Annotated in this window: 22 protein-coding genes and 1 pseudogene; 17 read left to right on the top strand and 6 right to left on the bottom strand. The window is 71.6% G+C overall.

From position 1 onward, the window contains the following. Nucleotides 1–84: 84 nt before the first annotated feature. Entirely contained in the window at nucleotides 85–1,707 is a 1,623-nt protein-coding gene (locus ACLQ23_RS14765) for an acetolactate synthase (protein WP_355593511.1), read from the top strand. Between the two features lie 46 nt (nucleotides 1,708–1,753). Here ACLQ23_RS14765 and ACLQ23_RS14760 read toward each other — a convergent pair whose 3' ends face one another. The 3 genes from ACLQ23_RS14760 to ACLQ23_RS14750 are packed head-to-tail and all read right to left on the bottom strand — an operon-like array spanning nucleotide 1,754 to nucleotide 2,895. Beyond that, nucleotides 1,754–2,173, bottom strand: coding sequence for a PLD nuclease N-terminal domain-containing protein (locus tag ACLQ23_RS14760; protein ID WP_355593513.1), 420 nt, complete (start codon nucleotides 2,171–2,173; stop codon nucleotides 1,754–1,756). A 27-nt stretch (nucleotides 2,174–2,200) separates the two neighbouring features. Then, the gene (locus ACLQ23_RS14755) at nucleotides 2,201–2,506 is read right to left on the bottom strand and encodes a DUF202 domain-containing protein (RefSeq protein ID WP_355593515.1); all 306 of its coding nucleotides are present in this window, start codon (nucleotides 2,504–2,506) and stop codon (nucleotides 2,201–2,203) included. After that, nucleotides 2,503–2,895 carry a YidH family protein gene (locus ACLQ23_RS14750; protein ID WP_355593517.1) on the bottom strand — a complete coding sequence of 131 codons (393 nt, stop codon included), beginning with the start codon at nucleotides 2,893–2,895 and terminating at the stop codon, nucleotides 2,503–2,505. The genes ACLQ23_RS14755 and ACLQ23_RS14750 overlap by 4 nt, the downstream gene beginning before the upstream one ends. A 41-nt stretch (nucleotides 2,896–2,936) precedes the next feature. On the opposite strand from ACLQ23_RS14750, the gene ACLQ23_RS14745 reads away from it, so the two are divergent. The 4 genes from ACLQ23_RS14745 (at nucleotide 2,937) to ACLQ23_RS14730 (ending at nucleotide 6,085) form a co-directional block, all read left to right on the top strand. Continuing rightward, the gene (locus tag ACLQ23_RS14745; protein WP_355630229.1) at nucleotides 2,937–3,734 is read left to right on the top strand and encodes a GNAT family N-acetyltransferase; all 798 of its coding nucleotides are present in this window, start codon (nucleotides 2,937–2,939) and stop codon (nucleotides 3,732–3,734) included. After that, the gene (locus tag ACLQ23_RS14740; RefSeq protein WP_355593521.1) at nucleotides 3,731–4,144 is read left to right on the top strand and encodes a hypothetical protein; all 414 of its coding nucleotides are present in this window, start codon (nucleotides 3,731–3,733) and stop codon (nucleotides 4,142–4,144) included. Before ACLQ23_RS14745 ends, ACLQ23_RS14740 begins: the two co-directional genes overlap by 4 nt. Nucleotides 4,145–4,331: 187 nt before the next feature. Next, nucleotides 4,332–5,111, top strand: a complete 780-nt coding sequence (locus ACLQ23_RS14735) for an electron transfer flavoprotein subunit beta/FixA family protein (RefSeq protein ID WP_355593523.1) — start codon at nucleotides 4,332–4,334, stop codon at nucleotides 5,109–5,111. Nucleotides 5,112–5,125: 14 nt separating this feature from the next. Further along, the gene (locus ACLQ23_RS14730; RefSeq protein ID WP_355630226.1) at nucleotides 5,126–6,085 is read left to right on the top strand and encodes an electron transfer flavoprotein subunit alpha/FixB family protein; all 960 of its coding nucleotides are present in this window, start codon (nucleotides 5,126–5,128) and stop codon (nucleotides 6,083–6,085) included. A 100-nt stretch (nucleotides 6,086–6,185) separates the two neighbouring features. Here the strand turns inward: ACLQ23_RS14730 and ACLQ23_RS14725 are convergent, their stop codons facing one another. Together ACLQ23_RS14725 and ACLQ23_RS14720 are read right to left on the bottom strand one after the other, a co-directional pair. Further along, complete coding sequence (locus tag ACLQ23_RS14725; RefSeq protein WP_355593526.1) at nucleotides 6,186–7,115, bottom strand: anti-sigma factor; 930 nt, start codon at nucleotides 7,113–7,115, stop codon at nucleotides 6,186–6,188. After that, entirely contained in the window at nucleotides 7,069–7,671 is a 603-nt protein-coding gene (locus ACLQ23_RS14720; protein ID WP_355593527.1) for an RNA polymerase sigma factor, read from the bottom strand. The genes ACLQ23_RS14725 and ACLQ23_RS14720 overlap by 47 nt, the downstream gene beginning before the upstream one ends. Before the next feature lie 231 nt (nucleotides 7,672–7,902). Between ACLQ23_RS14720 and ACLQ23_RS14715 the strand changes: the two genes are divergently transcribed. From ACLQ23_RS14715 to ACLQ23_RS14685, 7 genes are all read left to right on the top strand, one after another. Further along, nucleotides 7,903–8,733: a DUF4397 domain-containing protein gene (locus ACLQ23_RS14715; protein WP_355630223.1), complete on the top strand. Its 831-nt coding sequence runs from the start codon at nucleotides 7,903–7,905 to the stop codon at nucleotides 8,731–8,733. After that, complete coding sequence (locus ACLQ23_RS14710) at nucleotides 8,730–9,383, top strand: class F sortase (RefSeq protein WP_425880728.1); 654 nt, start codon at nucleotides 8,730–8,732, stop codon at nucleotides 9,381–9,383. Before ACLQ23_RS14715 ends, ACLQ23_RS14710 begins: the two co-directional genes overlap by 4 nt. 199 nt (nucleotides 9,384–9,582) lie before the next feature. After that, nucleotides 9,583–10,758 (top strand): cysteine desulfurase family protein, encoded by a 1,176-nt coding sequence (locus ACLQ23_RS14705; RefSeq protein ID WP_355593530.1) that lies wholly within the window; start codon nucleotides 9,583–9,585, stop codon nucleotides 10,756–10,758. Nucleotides 10,759–11,256: 498 nt separating this feature from the next. Next, nucleotides 11,257–12,330, top strand: a complete 1,074-nt coding sequence (gene mnmA, locus ACLQ23_RS14700) for a tRNA 2-thiouridine(34) synthase MnmA (protein ID WP_355593532.1) — start codon at nucleotides 11,257–11,259, stop codon at nucleotides 12,328–12,330. 83 nt (nucleotides 12,331–12,413) lie between these two features. Further along, on the top strand, nucleotides 12,414–13,418 hold the full coding sequence (locus ACLQ23_RS14695) for a methionine synthase (protein WP_355630220.1): 1,005 nt from the start codon (nucleotides 12,414–12,416) through the stop codon (nucleotides 13,416–13,418). A 36-nt stretch (nucleotides 13,419–13,454) separates the two neighbouring features. After that, nucleotides 13,455–13,823, top strand: coding sequence for a VOC family protein (locus ACLQ23_RS14690; RefSeq protein WP_355593536.1), 369 nt, complete (start codon nucleotides 13,455–13,457; stop codon nucleotides 13,821–13,823). A gap of 29 nt (nucleotides 13,824–13,852) precedes the next feature. Continuing rightward, on the top strand, nucleotides 13,853–14,863 hold the full coding sequence (locus ACLQ23_RS14685; RefSeq protein WP_355593538.1) for an ADP-ribosylglycohydrolase family protein: 1,011 nt from the start codon (nucleotides 13,853–13,855) through the stop codon (nucleotides 14,861–14,863). Nucleotides 14,864–15,113: 250 nt separating this feature from the next. Here ACLQ23_RS14685 and ACLQ23_RS14680 read toward each other — a convergent pair whose 3' ends face one another. Continuing rightward, nucleotides 15,114–15,656: a type II toxin-antitoxin system PemK/MazF family toxin gene (locus ACLQ23_RS14680; RefSeq protein WP_355593540.1), complete on the bottom strand. Its 543-nt coding sequence runs from the start codon at nucleotides 15,654–15,656 to the stop codon at nucleotides 15,114–15,116. Nucleotides 15,657–15,895: 239 nt separating this feature from the next. Between ACLQ23_RS14680 and ligA the strand changes: the two genes are divergently transcribed. The 5 genes and pseudogenes from ligA to ACLQ23_RS14655 all read left to right on the top strand — a co-directional run. Then, nucleotides 15,896–18,031 (top strand): NAD-dependent DNA ligase LigA, encoded by a 2,136-nt coding sequence (gene ligA / locus ACLQ23_RS14675; protein WP_355593542.1) that lies wholly within the window; start codon nucleotides 15,896–15,898, stop codon nucleotides 18,029–18,031. Between the two features lie 157 nt (nucleotides 18,032–18,188). Next, on the top strand, nucleotides 18,189–20,879 hold the full coding sequence (locus tag ACLQ23_RS14670) for an EAL domain-containing protein (RefSeq protein ID WP_355593544.1): 2,691 nt from the start codon (nucleotides 18,189–18,191) through the stop codon (nucleotides 20,877–20,879). Between the two features lie 179 nt (nucleotides 20,880–21,058). After that, a complete protein-coding gene (gene gatC, locus ACLQ23_RS14665; RefSeq protein ID WP_053659512.1) occupies nucleotides 21,059–21,364 on the top strand; it encodes an Asp-tRNA(Asn)/Glu-tRNA(Gln) amidotransferase subunit GatC in 306 nt (101 codons plus the stop codon). A 156-nt stretch (nucleotides 21,365–21,520) separates the two neighbouring features. Further along, entirely contained in the window at nucleotides 21,521–22,996 is a 1,476-nt protein-coding gene (gene gatA / locus ACLQ23_RS14660) for an Asp-tRNA(Asn)/Glu-tRNA(Gln) amidotransferase subunit GatA (RefSeq protein ID WP_355593546.1), read from the top strand. Between the two features lie 221 nt (nucleotides 22,997–23,217). After that, a pseudogene (locus tag ACLQ23_RS14655) lies at nucleotides 23,218–23,397 on the top strand (putative Ig domain-containing protein); the annotation flags it as partial.

The raw sequence follows: 23,397 nt of genomic DNA, 5'->3' as shown, positions 1-23,397 counted from the left end.
AGCCGTGAATCGAGAACGGTTCACATTCTGTCTACCGGCCAGTAGCGTGGGCCCTCGGTCATGAGGCACGAAGGGAAGCGGCGAATGACGGAGCGGATCGAGGGTCACGGCGGGGAGTTGGCGCTGGCGGCACTTCGCGCGCACGGCGTACGGGAGATGTTCACGCTGTCCGGTGGGCACGTCTTCCCGCTCTACGACGCCGCGCACAAGAGCGACTTCCCGATCTACGACGTACGGCACGAGCAGTCAGCGGTGTTCGCCGCCGAGGCGGTGGCCAAGCTCCAGCGCCGTCCGGGCCTCGCCGTGCTCACCGCCGGCCCCGGCGTCACCAACGGCATCTCGGGCATGACAAGCGCCTTCTTCAACGCCTCACCGGTGCTGGTGCTCGGGGGCAGGGCACCGGCGTTCCGCTGGGGCTCGGGCAGCCTCCAGGAGATGGACCACCTCCCGCTTGTCGCTCCGGTCACCAAGCACGCCGAAACGGTCTTCAGCACCGACGACATCCCGCGCGCGATCGACACGGCCCTCACCGCCGCCCTCACCCCGCACCGCGGCCCGGCGTTCCTGGACTTCCCGCTGGAGACGGTCTTCTCGGTCTCCGAGGCGGACGTACCCGCGCCGACAGGCGTCGACCCGGTCGAGCCCGACCCGGACGAGGTCGGGCGGGCCGCGACGCTCATCGCCGGCGCGCAACGGCCCGTCATCATCGCCGGTTCGGACGTGTACGCCGGTGACGCGGTCGCCGCGCTGCGGGAGGCCGCCGAGGCGTTGCAGGTGCCGGTCTTCACCAACGGGATGGGCCGCGGCTCGCTGCCGCCGGAGCACCCCCTCGCCTTCGCCAAGGCCCGCCGCGCCGCGCTCTCCGGCGCCGACGTCGTCGTGGTGGTCGGCACCCCGCTTGACTTCCGGCTCAGCTTCGGTGACTTCGGCGACGCCAAGGTGGTGCACATCGTCGACGCGCCCAGCCAGCGGGCGACGCACGTCCAGCCGGCCGCCACCCCCGCCGGTGACCTGCGCCTGATCCTCTCCGCGCTCGCCGACCACGCCGGTGACCGCGCCGACCACTCCGACTGGATCGCCGACCTGCGCGTCGCCGAGGACGCGGCGAAGGCCCGCGACGCCGCCGAGATGGCCGCCGAGACCGACCCGATCCGCCCGGCCCGGATCTACGGCGAGCTGCGCCGGGTACTGGCCCGCGACGCCATCACCATCGGCGACGGCGGCGACTTCGTCTCGTACGCCGGCCGTTACCTGGAGCCGGCGCAGCCCGGCACCTGGCTGGACCCGGGCCCGTACGGGTGCCTGGGCACCGGCATGGGCTACGCGATGGGCGCCCGGGTCAGCCACCCGGACCGGCAGATCTGCGTGCTGATGGGCGACGGTGCGGCTGGTTTCTCGCTGATGGACGTCGAGTCGCTGGTACGCCAGAAGCTGCCTGTGGTGATCGTGGTCGGCAACAACGGCATCTGGGGGCTGGAGAAGCACCCGATGCGAGCCATGTACGGCTACGACGTGGCCGCCGACCTCCAGCCGGAGTTGCGCTACGACACGGTGGTCAGCGCACTCGGCGGTGCGGGGGAGACGGTCGCCAAGGCAGCCGACCTGGGGCCGGCGCTCCAGCGGGCGTTCGACGCAGGCGTGCCGTACCTGGTGAACGTGCTCACCGACCCGACCGACGCGTACCCCCGGTCGTCGAACCTGGCCTGAGTCGCAGCCGCCGCCGTCGCCCCAAGCGGGGCGACGGCGGTCGGCCTCAAACCTCGGGTCGCTCGCCCTCGCGCGGCGGGTCACCGTCGCGGCGGCGCAGATCGTCCTCGCGGCGGCGCAGGTCCTCTTCCCAGCGGCGGAAGAGTTCCTCGTCCTGCTTCTTGGCGCGGTCCTGCACGGACCGGAGGAACTCCGGGTCGTCGTCGGGGGCCAACGGTCGGCGCTGGGCCGTGCCGCTGCCGCCCGACAAGATCTTGCCGAGGCCGGTGGCGCCGCCGGGGGTGCGCTGCCGTCCGGCGACGAACCAGGCGATCGACCCGACCAGCGGGAAGAACAAGATGATCAGCGCCCAGACGATCCGGGGGAGGTTGCGAATCTGGTCCTCCTCGGCGGAGAGACAACTGATCAGCGCGCAGGCGGCGAGGACAACCTGCGCCAGGAATAGGAGTATGAACAGCCGGGCCATGCACCTATGATGGCGCACCGCGTCGCATCACCCCAGTGCGCGAGCCGTCAGGGCGACTCCCAGCAGCGCGAATCCGACAGTGCCCAGCGCGACCAGGGGCAGTGTGCGACCGCCGGTGCGCGCCGCGCCGGTACCGATGCTGCGGGGCCAGCAGAGCGTGAGCAGGGCTCCCCAGAGCAGCACCGCCACACCGGCGAGCAGCGCGCCGACCGGGCCGTCGTCGGCCGCCAACCGGACGGCGAGAGCCGTCACCACGGTCACCGTCAGCAGTGTGCGCCGCCAGGCCAGGCGGGTCCGTTCCGGTTGCAGCCCAGGGTCGCGTACGCCGCTCACTGCTCCCCGACCGCCCGGGAGAGCACAGCGATCACCAGCAGCACCGCGCCGGAGCCGACGGCGAGGGCGAGGATGGCGGGGAAACGGGAGGCGGGTAGCTCCTCGCCGAGCCGGATGGCCCGCTCAGTTCGTGCCCAGTGGTCGACAGCGCGGACCGCGACGGCGCCGCCGAGAAGCAGCAGCGTGACAGCGATGGCTTCCCGTAGGTGGTCGACGGCCAGCGGCGGCAGGAACTGCGCCGCGGCCAGCCCGCCGCCGACAAGCGCCAGGCTGGTGCGCAACCAGGCCAGGAACGTCCGCTCGTTGGCCAGGGAGAACCGGTAGTCCGGTGTCTCGCCGACGGCACGCAGATCCGCCGGGTCGAACCAACGTCTGATGGCCTGCCACACGCCGTCGATTATCCGCTTCCCATCCGCCTTAGCCTGGGCCGGTGACCGATATCGACGTGCTGACGCTGCGTGCCGCCTACGACAACCAACTCCGCCCGGAGATCCCCGACCCGATTCCGGCCGGCGTGACCGTGGAGCGGGACGGCCCGCTGGTCCGGATCATCGGGCTCGACGCCGGCGGGTTCCTCACCTACCGCGACCTCGGCGGCCTGACCGGCGAGGCGCTCGACGAGTTGATCGCCCGTCAGGTGGAGTTGTTCCGGGAGCGCGGCCAGTCGGTGGAGTGGAAGCTCAACGAGCACGACGAGCCGGCCGACCTTGCCGACCGCCTGCGCGCCGCCGGGTTCGTCGCGCAGGAGCGGGAGACCGTAGTGGTCGGGCCGGTCGCGCCGCTGGCCGCCGCGCTGCCTGTCGCCCCCGAGGGGGTACGCCTGCGTGAGGTGACCTCCCGAGAGGACCTGGAACGGATCGCCGCCATGGAGGAGGAGGTGTGGCAGGAGGACCGCTCGCACCTTGTGACGGGGCTGGGCAAGGAGATCGACGCCGACCCGCACTCGATCACCGTGGTGGTGGCCGAGGCGGGCGGGACGGTGGTGAGCGCCGGCTGGGTGCGCTTCCCCGCGAACACCGGGTTCGGCACGCTCTGGGGTGGCTCCACGCTGCCGCAGTGGCGTCGTAAGGGCATCTACCGGGCGCTTGTCACCTACCGGGCGCGGCTTGCCGACCAGCGGGGTCGGACGTTGCTGCAGGTGGACGCCTCCGAGGACAGCCGGCCGATTCTCCAGCGGCTCGGTCTGGTCCCAGTCACGACCACCACCCCGTACGTCTACACTCCGTGATCATGGAGCAGCGGTTGACGGTCGAGGAGCGGCTGACCCTCAAGACGGGCGTCTTCGGCGCCGTCGTCCTGGTCTCCAACGCCGACCCGGGGGTGGTGGCGCTGTTCCGGGAGAGCTTCGCCGCGTCCGGCGCGCTTGCCGACGCCAGCGGTCTGGTCAAGGACGCGTTGACCACCGGCCCGCTGCCCCAACTTCCCCGCACCTCCCAACTGGAGATCGAGTCGGTGGTGCTGCCCGCGCTGGGTCGGGCGGTGCGGATCCTGCGGGAGAAGTCGCCGACGGACGTCGAGGCGTACCGGTCGGTGGTGTTGACAGCGGCGGACCGGGTGGCCCGTGCGCACGGCGGGGTGACTCGGGCGGAGTCCGCTGTCATCGACCAGATCCGGGGTGCGTTGGCCGAACCGGCCTGAGGCGCGGCCGTGGGTGAGCTGTGTCACCCTGAGTGCCCGGCGGTCGCAACCTACTGACAGGTAACATTGCGTCGTGGGCAACTGCACAGCAGCCCGAGGTTGACCTGGCGTCAGCCGACGCGCGAGGCTGCGGCCCAGACCGGGCGAGCCAAATCGCACCACCACACAGGAGGGTCGTCGAAGCGCGATGAATATCGTCGTACTCGTCAAGCAGGTGCCTGATTCGGGCGCGGACCGCAACCTGCGCAGTGACGACAACACCGTCGACCGCGGTTCGGCGAACAACGTGATCAACGAGATGGACGAGTACGCCATCGAGGAGGCGCTGAAGATCAAGGAAGCGCACGGTGGCGAAGTCACGATCCTGACCATGGGTCCGGACCGGGCGACCGAGTCCATCCGCAAGGCGCTGTCCATGGGCCCGGACAAGGCCGTGCACGTGGTGGATGACGCCCTGCACGGTTCCTGCGCGGTGGCCACCTCGAAGGTGCTCGCCACCGCCCTCGGTCAGCTGAACGCCGACCTGGTGATCTGCGGCGCCGAGTCCACCGACGGCCGCGTCCAGGTCATGCCGCACATGATCGCCGAGCGGCTCGGCGTCGCGGCGCTCACCGGCGCCCGCAAGCTCACCGTCGACGGCTCCACCCTGACCGTCGAGCGGCAGACCGAGGAGGGCTACGAGGTCGTCACCGCCTCCACGCCGGCCGTGGTCTCCGTCTGGGACACCATCAACGAGCCGCGCTACCCGTCGTTCAAGGGCATCATGGCCGCCAAGAAGAAGCCGGTGCAGACGCTCTCGCTGGCCGACCTCGGCGTCGCGTCCAGCGAGGTGGGCTTCGACGGTGCCACCAGCGCCGTCGTCGAGCACAGCAAGCGTCCGCCGCGCTCCGGCGGTGCCAAGATCACCGATGAGGGCGAGGGCGGCGTCAAGCTGGTCGAGTTCCTCGCCACCGAAAAGTTCGTGTGAGAGCGGGTCTGGACATGTCTGAGGTTCTCGTCGTCGTCGAAGCCACGAAGGAATTCGGCGTCAAGAAGGTCACCCTGGAGATGCTCACCATCGCCCGTGAGCTGGGCACCCCGAGCGCGGTCGTGCTCGGTGGCGCTGGCGCAGCGGAGGCGCTGAGCGCCAAGCTGGGCGAGTACGGCGCGGAGAAGATCTACGCCGCCGAGGGTGACGAGATCGACGGCTACCTGGTGGCCCCCAAGGCCACAGTGCTGGCCGAACTGGTCAAGCGTGTGCAGCCGGCCGCCGTGCTGCTCGCGTCGGCCCAGGAGGGCAAGGAGATCGCCGCCCGGCTCGCCGTCAAGCTCGACAACGGCATCCTTACCGACGTGGTCGGCCTGGCCGCCGACGGCACCGCCACCCAGGTCGCCTTCGCCGGCTCCGCGATCGTCAAGTCCAAGGTCACCAAGGGCCTGCCCCTGGTCACCGTCCGGCCCAACTCGGTCACCCCGAGCCCGGCGGCTGCCACCCCGGCGATTGAGCAGCTCACCGTGTCGGTCACCGACACCGACAAGCTGGCAAAGGTCGTCGAGCGGGTCGCCGAGCAGAAGGGCTCCCGCCCCGAGCTGACCGAGGCCGGTGTGGTCGTCTCCGGTGGCCGCGGTGTCGGCAACGCCGACAACTTCAAGCTGGTCGAGGAGCTGGCCGACCTGCTCGGCGGTGCCGTGGGCGCGTCCCGCGCGGCCGTCGACTCCGGCTTCTACCCGCACCAGTTCCAGGTGGGCCAGACCGGCAAGACGGTCTCCCCGCAGCTCTACGTCGCGCTCGGCATCTCCGGTGCCATCCAGCACCGGGCCGGCATGCAGACCTCCAAGACCATCGTCGCGGTCAACAAGGACGGCGAGGCGCCGATCTTCGAGTTGGCCGACTTCGGCGTGGTGGGCGACCTGTTCAAGATCGTCCCGCAGGCTGCCGAGGAGATCCGCAAGCGCAAGTGACACCCGGCGAAACGAAAGTGGCCGTCCCCTCGCGGGGGCGGCCACTTTTCGTCGTTCAGGGAGCTGATCGGCGGGCCGGGGAGCTGAGCCGGCCCGCCGATCAGCCCGTCAAGGTGCCCCTCAGCAGGCTGTCGCCGGAGTGGGCGGGCTTGTTGTCGTACTGCTCGGCGGAGACGTCCACCACCGAGTAGGCACTCAGGTCGACGTTGGGCGGCAGCGGGAGCAGCGCGTCCGAACCTCCACCCAGCGTGCCGACCGAGAACATCTGCATCGTCGTCGGGTTGATGAGCCAGACCTCGTAGTACCCCGGCACGCTCGGGAGATTCGCCACATGCAGATGTAGTTGGCCGCCGTCGAGAACACGGGCGTCACCGGTGGCCGTTGGAGGCGTCGACCCGTACGCCGCCAGCGGCGCCCGGGCCACCACTGCCGGCGTCGGAGCAGGCGGCGGATCCTCTGGCCGTAGCACGGACACCGTGCCCACCACCCCGACCGCCGCGGCTGCGGCCGCGGTCACCGCAGTGGCCGCCCAGCGCGACCAGCCGCGTCGGCGGGCCCGTGACCTGCCGTTCGATCGGTGACTGCCGGCACTCGGCCCCTCGAAGCCCGTCGCCCTACCGCTGATCGGCCGCTCGGCCGTCGGGCTGATCGACCGCTCGGTGGTCGGCTCGTTGATCTGCCGCTCGGTCGGCTCGTTGATCTGCCGCTCGGGTGTCGGGCTGCTGATCTGCCGCTGCGCGATCGTGTCGCCGAGTGTCTGGTCGACGCTCTGCTGGCGGGGGGTCCCGGTAAGCGACGGCAGTGCCTGCGCCGCGCTGATCTCGGCGGCGATGCCCTGCCAGATGTGCTCGGGCGGGTCCGGCAGGTCAGCCAGGCCCTGCGTCTCCGCACCGAGCCCGGCCACCTGCTGAAGGGCAGTCAGCTCCGCCCGGCAGTGCTCACAGGTGTCGAGGTGGGTGCTCTCCCCGTTGGCCGCCTCGCTCTCACCGAGCGCCAGAAAGACCAGCCGGTCGTGGTCCAGGTGCTGCACCGTCCACCTCCCATCTGCGTTTCAAGCTCGCCATACCGCGTCGAATGTGACTCTTCACGGTGCCCAACGGCACCCCTGTCACCGTCGCTATCTGCTGATGTGTCAGGTCGTCGTAGAAGGCCAACTCCAGCATGCGTCGCTGGTCGTCGGGCAGTCGGGCCAACTCGTCGGCGATCACCAGCCGGTCCACCACCCGATCCGGGTCGGGGCCGGTCTGCGCCGGCTCGGGCAGCTGCCGGACCGTCTCCACCACCCGGGTCTCGCGGGCCGACGCCCGCATCCGGTCGATCACCTTGCGTCGGCCGATGCCGAGCAGCCAGCCGATCAACGAACCCTTGGCCGGGTCGAAGGTGTCCCTTCCCAGCCAGGCGGCGACGAACGTCGCCTGGGTCACGTCCTCGGCGTCGGCGCGGTTGGCCAGCATGGACGTGGCCAGGTGAAGCACGGCACGGCCATAGCGGTCGTACGCCTCGCGGAGCGCCACCTCGTCACCTGCGCGGAACCGGAGGGCTACGTCGTCCACCGGAGGGTCCGGATTCTGTGGTGGCGCCGTCATCGGGCAGCTCGCCTTCGATGGGGCATACCCGACTGTAGCTGCCACAGCCTTCGCCCCACTTCCCCGGTCGATGTCATGTCACCTGCTCTTCGCTCCGCGGGCCCGATCCGGATGCGAAAGCCGCCGAAAAAGAAATCGCGTCCAGAGCGCATCCAGCCGTCGCGCAGCCGGCGTAACCCGTTCTGCAAGCCAGGCCTGACGAATCAGCAGTTATCACCAGGAGGCAGACACATGCAGCTCTCGTACATCCGTCGGGTCGCCGCGGGCGGCGCGGTCGCCGCGCTGGCTTTCGCCGGTGTCGGCGCGTTCACCGCCACCCCCGCGTTCGCCGCCACGTCGAAGGTCTCCGTCGTGCACGGCATCCCGGACACCCCTGTCGACGTCTACGTCAACGGCAAGAAGACGCTCGACAACTTCAAGCCCGGCGACGTGGCCGGCCCGCTGAACCTGGAGGAAGGCGACTACGACATCGCCCTCACCAAGCCGGGTGAGGCGCTCGACAAGGCGATCCTCAAGGTCGACGACGCCGCGGTGCCGGGCGGAGCGAACATCAGCATCGCCGCGCACCTGGACGCCGCCGGTACGCCGAAGATCACCCCGTTCGTGAACGACGTCTCGAAGGTCGGCGCCGGCAAGGCCCGCCTCATCGTGCGGCACACCGCCGCCGCCCCGGAGGTGGACGTCCGCGCCGGCGGCACCCCGGTCTTCGAGGGCCTCACCAACCCGAACGAGGCGAAGGCCGACGTCGACGCCGGCACCGTGAAGGCGGACGTCGTGCTGGCCGGCACCGACACCGTGGCCATCGGCCCGGCGGACCTCAACCTCAAGGAGGGCACCGCGACGATCGTGTACGCGATCGGCTCCGCCGAGGGCAAGAACCTCGACGTGGTGGCTCAGACCATCACCGGCCTGCACTCCGCCCCGGGTGGCGTGCCGAGCGGTGACGGTGGCCAGGCCGGTACGGGCGTGAACACCTGGTGGTACGTGCTCACCGGCGCCGGTGTCCTGCTGCTGCTCGGCGGCGGGGTGCGGGTCGCCACCGCGCGGACCGGTCGCCAGTGACGGTGCGCAACCGCGGCGCGCTGGCGGCCATGGCCGTCGGCGTTGCCGCGCTCACCATCGCCACCCTGGTGGCCTGCGGCTCCCAGCCGGCCGAGAACGTCGGCGAGGAAGAGGCGAACGCGCTGGCCACCGCCACCGCTACCCCGCCGGTCAGCGGGGACGTCCCAGTGGCCACCGGTGACCTGCCGTCCGGCGCGAAGGTCATCCCGCCGGTGCGGCTGGTGATCCCCGAGATCGACGTCACCGCCACTGTCAACGCGGTCGGCATCAACGAACGAACCAACGAGTTCGAGGTACCGCCAAGCGTCGACCAGATCGGTTGGTACCGCTACGGTCCCGGCCTCGAGGCGGACGCCGGCTCGGTGGTCATCGCCGGTCACGTGGACAGCGCCAAACAGGGCAAGGGGGCGTTCTTCCGGCTGCGTGAGCTGGACCAGGGCGACACCCTCACCGCGACCGGCCGCGACGGCAAGGAACGGAAGTACCGGGTCGTCGCCCGGGAGGAGTACGACAAGACCAAAATCCCGCTGGACCGGTACTTCGCCCGCGACGGCGAAGCACGACTGACCCTCATCACCTGCGGTGGGCCGTTCGACGCCAAGGCCCGGAAATACCGCGACAACATCGTCGTCACGGCGGTGCCGGCCTGATCGGTACGACAGGCGAGGTGCCGGGGCGGGAGCATCCTCCCGCCCCGGCACCGCTGTTTCCAGGGCTGGCGGTGAGGGGCGTTCTTCGGCGGTGGCAGGTGCTGCTTGCAGGGCTGGCCGTGCTGCTCGCGGTGCTGGCCGTCGTTCCGAGTCCCCTCCGGCATCCGGCTGCCACCTTGTCGGCCGTAGGCTGACGGTGATGGCTTACCTGGATCACGCGGCGACCACTCCGATGCTCGACGAGGCACTGGAGGCGTACGTCGCTACCGCCCGCGAGGTCGGCAACGCGTCGTCACTGCACGCGGCCGGTCGGCATGCCCGTCGCCGCGTCGAGGAGTCACGCGAGCGGGTGGCCGCGGTGCTGGGCGCCAGACCATCCGAAGTGATCTTCACGGGTGGCGGCACCGAAAGCGACAACCTCGCCGTGAAGGGCATCTTCTGGGCCCGCCGCGGTGCCCGTCCCGACCGCCTGCGGGTCGTGTCCAGCGCCGTCGAACATCACGCCGTGCTGGACTCGGTCGACTGGCTCGCCGAGCATGAAGGCGCAGAGGTCGGGTGGCTACCGGTGGACTCCGCCGGCCGGCTCGACCCGGAGGACCTCCGAGCCGAGTTGACCACGTACGCCGATCGGGTGGCTCTGGTCACGGCCATGTGGGCAAACAACGAGGTCGGCACCGTGCAGCCGGTCGCCGAGCTGGCCGCCGTCGCCGCCGAACACGGCGTACCGTTCCACACCGACGCCATCCAGGCAGTCGGCCAGGTGCCCGTCGACTTCGCCGCCAGCGGGGCCGCCGCACTTACCGTGACCGGGCACAAGCTGGGCGGGCCGACCGGGGTTGGCGCACTGCTGCTCGCCCGGGACGTGGCGGCCACCCCGCTGCTGCACGGCGGCGGGCAGGAACGCGACGTCCGGTCCGGCACACTGGACACCGCCGGCATCGTCGCCTTCGCGGTCGCCGTCGAAACGGCGGTGAAGGGCCAACAGGAGTACGCCGCCCGCGTCGCCGCGCTCCGCGACAACCTGATCGAACGGGTCCGCCGGGCGGTGCCCGAGGTGATCTACAACGGCGACCCGACAGACCGGTTGCCCGGCAACGCGCACTTCTCGTTCCCGGGCTGTGAAGGCGACGCCCTGCTGCTCCTGCTCGACGCCCAGGGAATCGCCTGCTCGACAGGTTCGGCCTGCTCGGCCGGGGTGGCCCAGCCCTCGCACGTGCTCCTGGCGATGGGCGCCGACGACGACCGTGCCCGCTCCTCGCTGCGCTTCACACTCGGTCACACAAGCACCCAGGCCGAGGTGGACGCCCTGATCGCAGCCCTCCCCGCAGCAGTCGATCGAGCACGCCGAGCAGCCTCCCCCCGCACCCCCCGCTAACCCCGCGCGCGCCGCGCCGCGCCGTGTCCTCCCGCGCCGTGCCTCCCCCTCCCGCGCGATCTTGCACTTTCGGTCGCGGATTTGTCCTTTGTGGCCTCTTTATCCGGGCAGGAAGTGCAAGATCGCGCGGGCGAGAGCGAGAGCGAGAGCGAGAGCGAGAGCGAGAGCGAGGGTGTGCCGCGCGGTGGGCGCAGGTCGATCATGGAGTTGTGGTGGGGGATCTAAGTCACTTTTCGGCTCCTTTTGGGCACCACAACTCCATGATCGACAGAGGGGTGGGTGGGCACGGGGCCTGGGTCGGTGTGATGCGGTTCCTGGGTCCGGGAACAGGGCGAGGGGCCGTGAGGGCTTGGCGGAGCGGAAGCGGAAGCGGGAGCGGGAGCGGGAGCGGGAGCGGGAGCGGGAGCGGGAGCGGGGGCGGAACGGGGCGGGGGCGGGGGTGGGGGTTGGGTTGGGGTGGTGGATAGGGTTGTCGTGGGGGATTGGGAGGGGGTTGCGATGAGGGTGTTGGCAGCTATGTCGGGCGGGGTCGACTCGGCCGTTGCGGCGGCGCGGGCGGCAGCGGCCGGGCACGACGTGACAGGCGTACACCTGGCGCTGGCCCGCAACCCACAGACCTACCGGACCGGGGCGCGCGGTTGCTGCACCCTGGAGGACTCCCGGGACGCCCGGCGGGCCGCCGACGTGATCGGCATTCCGTTCTACGTCTGGGACATGGCCGACAGGTTCCACGAAGACGTGGTGGACGATTTCGTGGCCGAGTACGCCGCTGGCCGTACGCCGAACCCCTGCCTGCGCTGCAACGAGAAGATCAAGTTTGCCGCGGTGCTGGACCGGGCGGTGGCACTGGGCTTCGACGCCGTCGTCACCGGCCACCACGCCCGACTCGGCCCGGACGGGCTGCTGCGGCGGAGCGTCGACGTGGCAAAGGACCAGTCGTACGTGCTGGCGGTGCTGACCCGCGAGCAGCTGGACCGGTCGATGTTCCCGCTCGGTGACTCGACGAAGGCGCAGGTCCGCGCGGAGGCCGCCGAGCGTGGCCTGGCGGTCGCCGACAAGCCGGACTCGCACGACATCTGCTTCATCGCCGACGGTGACACTCGTGGTTTTCTCGCGGGCCGGCTCGGCGAGGCACCCGGCGACGTGGTGGACGCCAGCACCGGCGCGGTCGTCGGCAGCCACACCGGCGCCTACGCGTACACGGTGGGTCAGCGACGTGGGTTGCACCTGGACCGGCCGGCGCCGGACGGCCGGCCACGCTACGTGCTCTCGATCACGCCGAAGACCAACACGGTGACTGTCGGTCCTGCCGAGGCGCTTGAGGTGACCCAGATACGGGCCGCCCGCCCGGTGTGGACCGGCGGCCCCCGTCCGACCGCGCCGGTCGAGTGCGAGGTGCAGTTGCGTGCACACGGTGACGTGGTGCCTGCAACCGTCGACCTCGACGGTGGCACGCTCCGCGTCGAGCTGCGCCGGCCGGCGCGCGGGGTGGCGGCCGGGCAGGCCGTGGTGGCGTACCGGCCGGATCCGGCCGGCGACGTGGTCCTCGGCTCCGCCACCATCACCGGCTGACCGACCGAGGCGCTGACCGACCGATGCGCGGCCACTACCGAGGTGCCGCCCGCGTGCCGTGGCCACCGGGATAGCCTTCGGCCGTGACAGATCAGGCGTGGCCCTGGCCGGCCGGCGCGGCGACCGGTATCGGTTCGCTGCCCGGCACCGACATCGCCGAGGCCCAGCGGGTGGTCCTCGGCGAGCTTCCCGCGCTGCCCCACCTGCCCGAGCTGCCGGCGCGCGGCCCCGGCGCCGAGCTGATCGGCCGCACCGGAGGGCTGCTCGCGGAGCTGCCCGTCGAGCTGTACGCGGGGCGTTGGCGGGTCGCCCCGCGTCCGGGCCGCGACCTGCGCCGTGCCCGGGACCTGATGGAACGGGACCTGGACCAGTTGGGCGAGCAGGCCGAGGCGTACGCCGGGCTGGTCAAGGTGCAGGCCGGCGGCCCGCTCACCCTGGCCGCAGCTCTGGAACTACCGATCGGCGGCCGGCTGCTGCGCGACCCGGGTGCCGTGCGCGACCTCACCGGCTCCCTCGCCGAAGGGTTGCGCGATCACGTCGCGGCGGTGGCCCGACGGCTGCCCCGGGCGTCGGTGCTCCTGCAACTCGACGAGCCGTCGCTGCCGACGGTGCTGGCCGGGCGGGTGCCGACGGAGAGCGGGCTGGGCGCGTACCGGGCTGTGGATTCGGCGGACGCGGCCGCCCTGCTGCGCACGATCATCGACGCGGTCGGCGTACCGACGGTGGTGCACTGCTGCGCCCCGGAGGTGCCGCTGGAGCTGATCCGCTCCACCGGGGCCGTCGCGGTCGCCCTCGACCTGAGCCTGATCACCGAACTGGACCCGCTCGGCGAGGCGATCGACGCCGGCCTGGGACTGCTGGCCGGGGCCGCGCCCACGCTGCCGCCGCCGGCCGGCTCGGCACCGACGTCCGCACAGGTGGCCGATCGGGTACGTCGGCTGTGGGACCGCCTCGGCTTCCCCCGACGGCAGCTCGCCGAGCAGGTAGTCGTCACCCCTGCCTGCGGACTCGCCGGGGCCAGCGGGGAGTACGCCCGGGCCGTGCTCACCGCCTGCCGGGACGCGGGCCGGCGACTCATCGAGGAGTGACGTTTTCTGTCGTACCCGGTGGGCATGATGACCGCCATGATTGGACAGCTACGTTCAGTGGTGATCGACTGCCCGGACCCGCGGGCACTTGCCGCGTTCTATGCCGAACTGCTCGGCATAGACCTGGTCGAGAGCGACTCTGAGGACAACGAGTGGGTGGTGCTGGGCGGCCCGCCCGGTCATCAGCCCCGGCTGGCGTTCCAGCAGGCAGCCGATCTGCGGGCACCGGACTGGCCGGATCCGGAGCGTCCGCAGCAGTTCCACCTGGATGTGACGGTCGACGACATCGAAGCTGCCGAGAAGGCGGCACTCGCGCTCGGTGCCCGCCGGCTGCCGGGCGAGGGTGAGGGCTTCCGCGTCTACGCGGACCCGGTCGGCCATCCGTTCTGCCTCTGCTGGGACTGACCGGCCGGGGGTTGCGGCGGCCGGGCATCATGGCCGCCGTGACCTCTGCCTCCGCGCTGCGCGCCTCCGGTTCGCTCTTCGGCCTCGCCTACGGCGATGCGCTCGGCAAACCGACGGAGTTCCTGACCGTCGCCGAGATCGAGAGCCGCTACGGGCCTGGTGGTCCCCGTGAACTGACCGGTGACCCGGCCCTTGTCACCGACGACACGCAGATGGCCCTGGCTGTGGGTTGGGCGCTGCACGACGCGCCGTCGTACCGGCCGGAGGCGGTGGAGCCGCTGCTGCGGGAGCGTTTCGTGGCCTGGGCGGTCAGCCCCGACAACAACCGTGCCCCGGGGATGACCTGCCTACGAGCCTGCGCCGAGTTGGGTCGCGGGCTGCGTTGGCAGGAGGCGACAGTCGTCGGCTCGAAGGGGTGCGGGGCCAACATGCGGGTCACCCCCGTCGGGTTGCTCGATGTGGACCTGGCCACGCTCGCCGGGCTGGCTCAGTTGCAGGCCGGGTTGACCCACGGCCACCCGACCGGGCTGGCGGCCAGCGAGCTCACCGCGTACGCGGTCTTCGCGCTGCGCGAGGGCGCCGCGCTGGCTGAGCTTCCCGCGCTGCTCACCGAGCGGGCACTGTCGCAACGCCAGGTGTACCGGGAGCAGTGGCTTGGCGACCTCTGGCAACGCGCGGGAGCCAGCACGCCGCAGGAGTTCATCGCCCAGGGCTGGGACGAGTGCCTGGCGGTGCTGGGCCGACTCACGACCGCCCTGGGCGAGCCCGACGACGGCGGTGACCCCTGTCGGGCCACCGGGGAGGGCTGGGTGGCCGAGGAGGCGCTGGCCACCGCGCTGCTCTGCGCCGTACGTCACGCCGACGACCCGGTGGCGGCACTGGCCCGCGGTGCCACCACCGCAGGCGACTCCGACTCGATCGCAGCCCTGGCCGGGGCCTTCGTGGGTGCGGCCGCCGGGATGAGCGCCTGGCCGTCGGGATGGGCCGACCGGATCGAGTACGCCGACCAGCTCGTCACGCTCGGCGCGACCTGGGACTGAACAGCTGCGGCCGATTCCGCCGCGCCGCCCGCCGCGGCAGAGCTCTCCCTGCGCGGGCCCGCCGTGGCAGAGCTCTCCCTGCGCGGGCCCGCCGTGGTAGACCTCTCCCTGCGCGGGCCCGCCGTCATCGGCGCTGCGTCGGCGTCTGGCTTGATCGACTCGGGTTCCAGGAAATCGGGGTGTCCGAGATTCCGGAACACCCCGATTTCCAGGAACCCGAGTCGATGATGGCCGGGCCGCCGCCGGGCGGTCAGCTGGTAGGTAGGTGACGCAGGCTGCGGACCTTGCGCCACAGGCCGGCGTCGCAGGTGCCCGCGCGGTCGGCGAAGGCGGCCAAGTCGACCCTCGTCGGCTCGGCGAGGCTCAGGTAGCTGTCGTGCTCGGCACCGGGATCCCAGTCGCGGGTGGGGATCCGTACGTGGTCGTCGCGGTCGCTCTTGTCCTGACTGGTGATCTTCAGGACGTCGGCGCCCCGGGAGTCGGCCCGCAGCACCAGACACGGCCGGACCTTAGATCCGGTGCCGTCGGCGTACGGCACATCGGCCCACCAGATCTCACCCGGCGCCGGCGTGCCCACCTGGCGGTCGGCGGCGCGTGGCCGGGGCTTGGTGGCCGGCCGGTCGCCGCCGCGCGGCCGGGGCGGCGCGGGCCGACGGCCGGTACGTGCCGTGCTGCCCTTACCCGGCCGGGTGCCCGGGCGTCGGTTGGCCACGCGGTGTCGCCAGCTGTTCCACGCCCAGCCGGCCGCCACCGCCAGCAGGATCGCCAGCGCCCAGAGCAGTGCCTCGGGCATCGCCACCTCCGCGTCAGCGCGGCACTCCGGCCGCGTCGTCCGGCGATCCTCGCACGCCGACCACCACCGCGCCCGCCAACCACCCGCTGGTGGCGGCGGGCGTGGTCGACGGATTGTCCGACCGGACCGATACCGTGCCTTAGTAGCGTGACCAGGGAGGTCGCAGGGTGTCCGAAGGTCGCAGGGTGTCCGAAGGTTGCAGGGTGTCCGAAGGTGGCGGCGTGTCCGAAGGTGGGGGAGTGTCCGAGGAGCAGATCGGCCAGCAGGTGAGCCCGGCGCAGGAGGCGGCGGCCGGCGGCGAGCCCACGCCGCAGGCGCGGGAGCGGCACGCCACCCTCAGTCGCGAGCTGACCGAACACCAGTACCGCTACTACGTGCTGGACGCGCCGACGATCGCCGACGCCGAGTTCGACAAGCAGTTGCGTGAGCTGGAGGCGCTGGAGGAGGAGTTCCCGGCGCTGCGTACGCCCGACTCGCCGACGCAGCGGGTGGGCGGCACGTTCTCCACCGACTTCACCCCGGTCGCCCACGCCGAGCGGATGCTCTCGCTCGACAACGCCTTCGCCGACGAGGAGTTGGCCGCCTGGGCCGAGCGGGTCGAGCGGGACGCCGGCGGGCCGGTGCCCTACCTGTGCGAGCTGAAGGTCGACGGGCTTGCCATCAACCTCACCTACGAGGCGGGCCGGCTGGTCCGGGCGGCCACCCGGGGGGACGGGCGCACCGGCGAGGACGTCACCGCCAACGTGCGCAGCATCCGGGACGTGCCCAGCCAGCTCACGCCGTCCGACGAGTTCCCGGTCATTCCCGAGCTGCTGGAGGTGCGCGGCGAGATCTACTTCCCGGTCGCCGCGTTCGCCGACCTCAACGCCGGCCTGGTCGAGCAGGGCCGGGCGCCGTTCGCCAACCCGCGGAACGCCGCCGCCGGCAGCCTGCGGCAGAAGGACCCGCGCGTCACGGCGTCCCGTCCGCTGCGCCTGGTGGTCCACGGCATCGGCGCACGCCGGGGCTTCCAGCCCACTGCCCAGTCCGAGTCGTACGCGGCGCTCAAGGCGTGGGGGCTGCCCACCAGCGACCGGTGGCGCGTCGTGCCGGATCTGGCCGGGGTGGCGGAATACATCGCCTACTACGCGGAGCACCGCCACGACGTCGAGCACGAGATCGACGGCGTGGTGGTCAAGATCGACCCTGTCTCCATCCAGGGGCGGCTCGGTTCGACAAGTCGCGCGCCCCGCTGGGCCATCGCCTTCAAATACCCGCCGGAGGAGGTCACCACCAAGCTGCTCGACATCGACGTCAACGTGGGGCGCACCGGCCGGGTCACCCCGTTCGCCGTGCTCGAGCCGGTGCGGGTGGCTGGTTCCACGGTCGCGCTCGCCACCCTGCACAACGCCCGCGAGGTGGAGCGCAAGGGTGTGCTGATCGGCGACACTGTGGTGCTGCGCAAGGCCGGCGACGTGATTCCCGAGGTGCTCGGCCCGGTGGTCGACCTGCGGCCCGCCGACGCCCGACCGTTCGTCATGCCGACCACCTGTCCGGCCTGCGGCACTCCGCTGGCGCCGGCCAAGGAGGGCGACATCGACATCCGCTGCCCCAACACCCGCAGCTGCCCGGCCCAGCTGCGTGAGCGGGTGTTCCACCTCGCCGGCCGCGGCGGTTTCGACATCGAGGTGCTCGGTTACAAGGGTGCGGCGGCTCTGCTGGACGCGCAGATCATCGCCGACGAGGGTGACCTCTTCCAGCTCGACCCCGAACAGCTGTCCCGGTCCCCGTTCTTCGTCAACAAGGACGGCAGCCTCGGTTCCAACGCGGTCAAGCTGCTCGACAATCTGGCCGTCGCCAGGGAACGTGACCTGTGGCGGGTGCTGGTGGCGCTCTCCATCCGGCACGTCGGCCCCACCGCGGCCCAGGCGTTGGCACGGCACTTCCGCTCGATGGAGGCCATCGACGCGGCCACCGAGGAGGAACTGTCGTCGGTCGACGGGGTCGGGCCGACAATCGCGGCGAGCATCCGGGAGTGGTTCGCCGTGGACTGGCACCGCGAGGTGGTCCGCAAGTGGGCCGAGGCGGGCGTACGGATGGCCGAGGAGGCAGTCGACGAGGGGCCGCGCCCGCTGGAGGGCTTGACGGTCGTGGTGACCGGCACGCTCGCCGGTTTCTCGCGCGATCAGGCCTCCGAGGCGGTGCAGAGTCGAGGCGGCAAGGTCAGCGGGTCGGTCTCCAAGAAGACGAGTTTCGTCGTCGTGGGGGACAACCCGGGGTCCAAAGCCGACAAGGCGGCCAGTCTCAAGGTGCCGGTGCTCGACGAGGACGGGTTTCGGGTCCTGCTGGACGCGGGCCCGGACGCCGCGCGAGAGGTTGCCCAGGTGCAGGACTGACCTCGCCGCGAGCGGACGCGAACGGCTCGCCGCGCATACCAACTTAATTACGACTACGACCGATTCGTGACTGTCATACCGGGGAACGTGGGGCTGAGGGCGTTTCATTGGGTGACGACGTGCTCACCGGCACGTCGACCGTCGGTCGGGAGGTGTGATGGAGGTTGCCGACCCGCGCAACTCCCTCCCGCCTGGGCGGGTGGCGCCGTTCACCGCCTTTGTCGTCGGCATCCTGGCGGTCGCGGCGCTGACCGCCGCCGGTCCACTCGCGACGCTTCCGGGCGAGCTGTCCGAGCTGCCGGTGGCGTTCTGGACGATGGCCGCGCTCGCCGTGCTGTGCGACGCGCGCCCGTTCGTCCCGCCGGGTCGGCGGCAGTCGTCCGCCGTCTTCCCGTCCACCTGCTTCACGTTCGCGATCCTGCTCGGCTGGGGGCTCGGCCCGGCGGTGGCGGTGCAGGCGCTGGGCGTGGTGGTGTCGGGCTGGCGGATGCGCCACGCCGCGTGGCGGACAGCGTTCAACGTCGGCCAGTACGCCTGCGCCCTCGCCGCCGCGTACGGGATCATCCAGCTCGGCCCCGGCACCATCTTCGGGGGCGGGCACCTGCACTGGCCCGACGTGGCCGCCCTGGGCGGGGCGATGGTGGCCTGGTTCCTTGTCAATTACGGGCTGGTCAGCTGTGCGGTACGGCTGCGCTTCGGCGACCGGTGGTGGCCCACCGTCCGGCAGGGCCTCGGTTTCGAACTGCTCTCCACAGGTTCGCTGCTGCTGCTCGCTCCAGTGCTTGTCGCGGCGGCACGCCTCAGCGCGGCGCTCATCCCGCTGGTGCTGGTGCCGCTCTTCGCCGTGTACCGGATGGCCCGGTTGACCGTCGAGCAGCAGCATCTCGCCGCCTCCGATCCGCTCACCGGGCTGCCCAACCGCAAGGCGTTGTTGACCGAGGTGGCCGAGCAGGTGCACCTGCACGCCGAGCGGACCGCCCGCGGCGAACCCGGCGGGCACCTGGCGCTGCTGCTCATCGACCTGGACCGTTTCAAGAACGTCAACGACGCGCTCGGGCACGCGGTGGGTGACAGGTTGCTGGTCGAGGTCAGCGCCCGGCTCACCGACGTGGACCCCCGTCCGCAGATGATCGCCCGTCTGGGCGGTGACGAGTTCGCCATCGTGATGACCGGGCTCACCGACGTCGGTCAGGCACGTGACCTGGCCGACCGGGTGGTCCGTGCCCTGGCCGAGCCGGTGCCGCTGGACGGGCTGCCGTTGGACGTCGGCGGTTCGATCGGGATCGCCCTCTTCCCCGAGCACGGCGAGGACTTCGCCACTCTCATGCGGCACGCCGACGTCGCGATGTACGACGCCAAGCATCGCAACGACACTGTGGCCGTCTACGCCCCGGAGTCCGACCACAACTCGGCCGAACGTCTCGGCCTGCTCGCCGACCTGCGCCGGGTGCTCGAATCCGGCCCGTCGGCGGGCGAGCCGCTCGACGCCGCACCACCGGAGCAACGCGACCCGCTCGACAACGCGAGTCGGGCCACGTCGCCAGAGCAGGGCGTGCCTCCGGGGCACGGCACGTCGGCGGGGCAGGGCGACGGGGACTCCGGCGGAGTCGAGTCGGTGGGTTCCGAGCGGACTGCCGGCGTACCCCCTGTCGCTCCGGCCGAGGTGCGCGGCGGTGACGGCGCGGCGCTGCCCACCGGTGCGGAGGCCGCGCCGCACCCGGCCACCGCGCCGGTGATCGCGGAGGCGCCCTCGACAGGCGGGCGCTGGTGGGGTCGCCGTCGGCGCGCGGCGGGCGCCGAATTGGCGCACGCCGACGAGCTGATCAAGCAGATCGCCACAAGCGCCGACCCGATCCGGGGCCGGAACGCCCGCGCCACTGTCAACGGCGCCCGGCCCGGTCCGTCCCGGGACCGACGTGCTGGCGTGCAGGGGCGACGTTCGCCGAACGCCGGCGCGGGGCCGGCGCCGCGCGTCGACAGTGCGTGGCGCGACAGCGGGCCGGGCTCGACCGACCAGTCGTTCGGGTCGAGTGGGTGGGCGCACGACGGCGAGCAGGCCGACGACGCCGGTGAGATCACGATGTACTACCAGCCGCAGATCGCCATCGCGACAGGCGAGGTGGTGGGCGTCGAGGCCCTGCTGCGCTGGCGGCATCCGCGCCGGGGGATGGTCGACCCGGAGGAGCTGATCCGGGTCGCCGAGCAGAGCGCGGTGATGCGGCTGCTCACCCGGCGGGTGGTCGACGACGTGGTGGAGCAACTCGCCAAGTGGTCGGCGGCCGGCATCGGGCTGCGCGCGGCGCTGAACGTCAGCGTGCGCGACCTGCACACCGGTGAGATCGCCGACCAGATCGCCGACCGGCTGGCCCGGTACGGGGTGCCGGCCGAGCGGCTGCAACTGGAGATCACCGAGGGTGCCCTGATGGCCGATCCGCGTCGGGTGCTGGCCACGATCTCCCGGCTGCACCGGATCGGGGTGGCAATCGCGTTGGACGACTTCGGCACTGGGTACTCGTCGCTGCAACACCTGCGCCGGCTCCCGCTGTCGGAGGTGAAGGTGGACAGGTCGTTCGTGCTCGGCATGGCCGACGACCCCGACGACGCGGCGATCGTCCGGTCGATGATCGAACTGGCCGGCGCGCTGGGGCTGCGGGTCGTCGCCGAAGGCGTGGAGGACGAACGGACCTGGCGGATGCTGCACGCGGCGGGCTGCGACGCCGCGCAGGGCTGGTTCTACGCCCGCCCGATGCCCGCCGAAGAGTTGATCAACTGGCTGGCCCGGTACCGGCCGGTTCGCCCGAGCGGCGGTCCGGTCGAACCGGACGCCGAGCGCCGCCACACCCGCTGACCGCACGCCGCCACACCCGCTGACCGCCTGCCGGCACGGCACGCCGGCTGGCGGAGGGGGAGTGGGGGACGCGGCGCGGGAGCGGAACAATAGACTCGCTCCGGTCACCGCGCGTCACGCTGCACCCGCCGCGCGGCCGGCACACCGCCCGATCAGCAGGACATCAGAAGGGGGCACGGATGGCCGCCATCTCCCGCGAGGAGGTCGCGCACCTGGCGCGCCTGTCGCGGCTCGCCGTCACCGAGGAGGAGCTGGACACGTTCGCCGGCCAGCTCGACGTGATCCTCCAGGCGGTCGCCCAGGTCGGCGAGGTCGCCGCCGCGGACATCCCGCCGACCTCGCACTCGGTGCCGCTGACAAACATCTTCCGCGAGGACGTCGTCACGCCGTGCCTCACGCCGCAGGAGGCGCTGTCGGGCGCGCCCGACGCCGAGGACCAGCGGTTCCGCGTACCGCGGATCCTGAGCGAGGACGTGGCCTCATGAGCGAGCGGCAGCGAGCGAATCGGCAGTGCAGCGCGGTGGTGCCTCGTGGCGTCACGGAGCGAAGCGGAGTGACGTCATGAGCGAGCGGCAGCGAGCGAATCGGCAGTGCAGCGCGGTGGTGCCTCGTGGCGTCACGGAGCGAAGCGGAGTGACGTCATGAGCGACCTGACCAGAATGACCGCGACGGAGATCGCCACCCTCGTGGCCGGTGGCGAGACCTCCGCCGTCGAGGTGACGCAGGCGCACCTGGACCGGATCGTCGCCGTCGACGACCGGGTGCACGCCTTCCTGCACGTCGACACCGAGGGCGCGCTCGCCGCGGCCCGTGCTGTGGACGAGCGTCGGGCAGCCGGTGAGGAACTCGGCCCCCTCGCGGGTGTGCCGGTCGCCGTGAAGGACGTGCTCGCCACCCGGGGCGTACCCACCACCGTGGGCTCGAAGATCCTCGAAGGCTGGCGTCCGCCGTACGACGCGACGATCGTGCAGCGGCTGCGCGACGCCGGCACCGTGATGCTCGGCAAGACGAACATGGACGAGTTCGCGATGGGTTCCTCCACCGAATACTCGGCGTACGGCCCGACGCACAACCCGTGGGACCTCGACCGGATTCCGGGCGGCTCGGGTGGTGGCAGTGCCGCCGCGCTTGCCGCGTACGAGGCGCCGCTGGCGATCGGTTCGGACACCGGTGGCTCGATCCGCCAGCCCGGCGCGGTCACCGGCACGGTCGGCGCGAAGCCCACCTACGGCGGTACGTCCCGCTACGGGCTCGTGGCGTTCTCGTCGTCGCTGGACACCCCCGGCCCGTGTGCCCGTACCGTGCTCGACGCGGCTCTGCTGCACCAGGTCATCGGTGGGCACGACCCGCGTGACTCCACGTCGATCCCGCAGCCGGTGCCGGACGTGGTGGCGGCGGCGAAGCTCGGCGCGACCGGCGACCTGACCGGCGTACGGCTCGGCATCGTCTCCGAGTTCGTCGGCGAGGGTGCCGAGCCAGGTGTGATGGCCGCGTTCCGCGAGTCGGTGGACGCCCTGGCGAAGCTGGGCGCGGAGATCGTCGAGGTGTCCTGCCCGACGTTCGCCTACGCGCTGCCGGCGTACTACCTGATCGCACCGAGCGAGTGCTCCTCCAACCTGGCCCGGTTCGACGGCGTCCGGTTCGGCCTGCGGGTCGGCGACGACGGCAACCGGTCGCTGGAGGAGGTCATGTCGATGACCCGGGAGGCCGGCTTCGGCCCCGAGGTCAAGCGCCGCATCATGATCGGCACGTACGCGTTGTCGTCGGGTTACTACGACGCGTACTACGGGCAGGCGCAGAAGGTTCGTACGCTCATCACGCGGGACTTCACCGCCGCGTTCGAGCAGGTCGACGCGCTGATTTCGCCGACCACGCCGTCGGTTGCGTTCCCGATCGGCGCGCGCACCGCCGACCCGTACCAGATGTACCTGGCCGACCTGTACACGATCCCGACCAACCTGTACGGCGGGCCGGGCATCTCGGTGCCCTGCGGTCTGTCCGAAGGGCTGCCCGTCGGCCTTCAGGTGATGGCGCCGACGATGGCCGACGACCGGATGTACCGGGTCGCCGCCGCGTTGGAGTCCGCGGTCGGCACGTTCACCCCGCCGACGCTCTGACCTCAGCGAAAGTCGTCACGCGCCCGGTGCGGTCACCACGACCGCGCCGGGCGCTGTGTCGTCGCGGCGACACGACGATCTCCGGTCGGTGGATTGTCAGTGTCCGGTTGCGCTGGTCGAATAAGCTCCGAGTCTGCTGGATCGACTGGACCTGATCCGCTGGCGGCCGCGAGCGGCTCCGATCAAGACCTGGATGTGCGATGGGGACACTTCGCCCGGTCATGGCACTGACGATGGCTGTCGCAATGCTGCTGGGCGCCGCGCAGCCGGCCGCCGCCACCGCCCCCGCCGAGACCGTCACCATCACCTCGGGCAAGCCCCGGTCGCTCATGTACATCGGGCAGACGTACGCGATCCATACCGTCGAGGCGACCGGTGGCACCGGGCCGTACGCGTTGTCG

This window comes from Micromonospora sp. DT41 (assembly GCF_049841715.1).
Taxonomy (GTDB): Bacteria; Actinomycetota; Actinomycetes; order Mycobacteriales; family Micromonosporaceae; genus Micromonospora; species Micromonospora profundi.
Note: the sequence above shows the minus strand (reverse complement) of the source record. Positions and strands in the feature narration are given on the sequence as shown.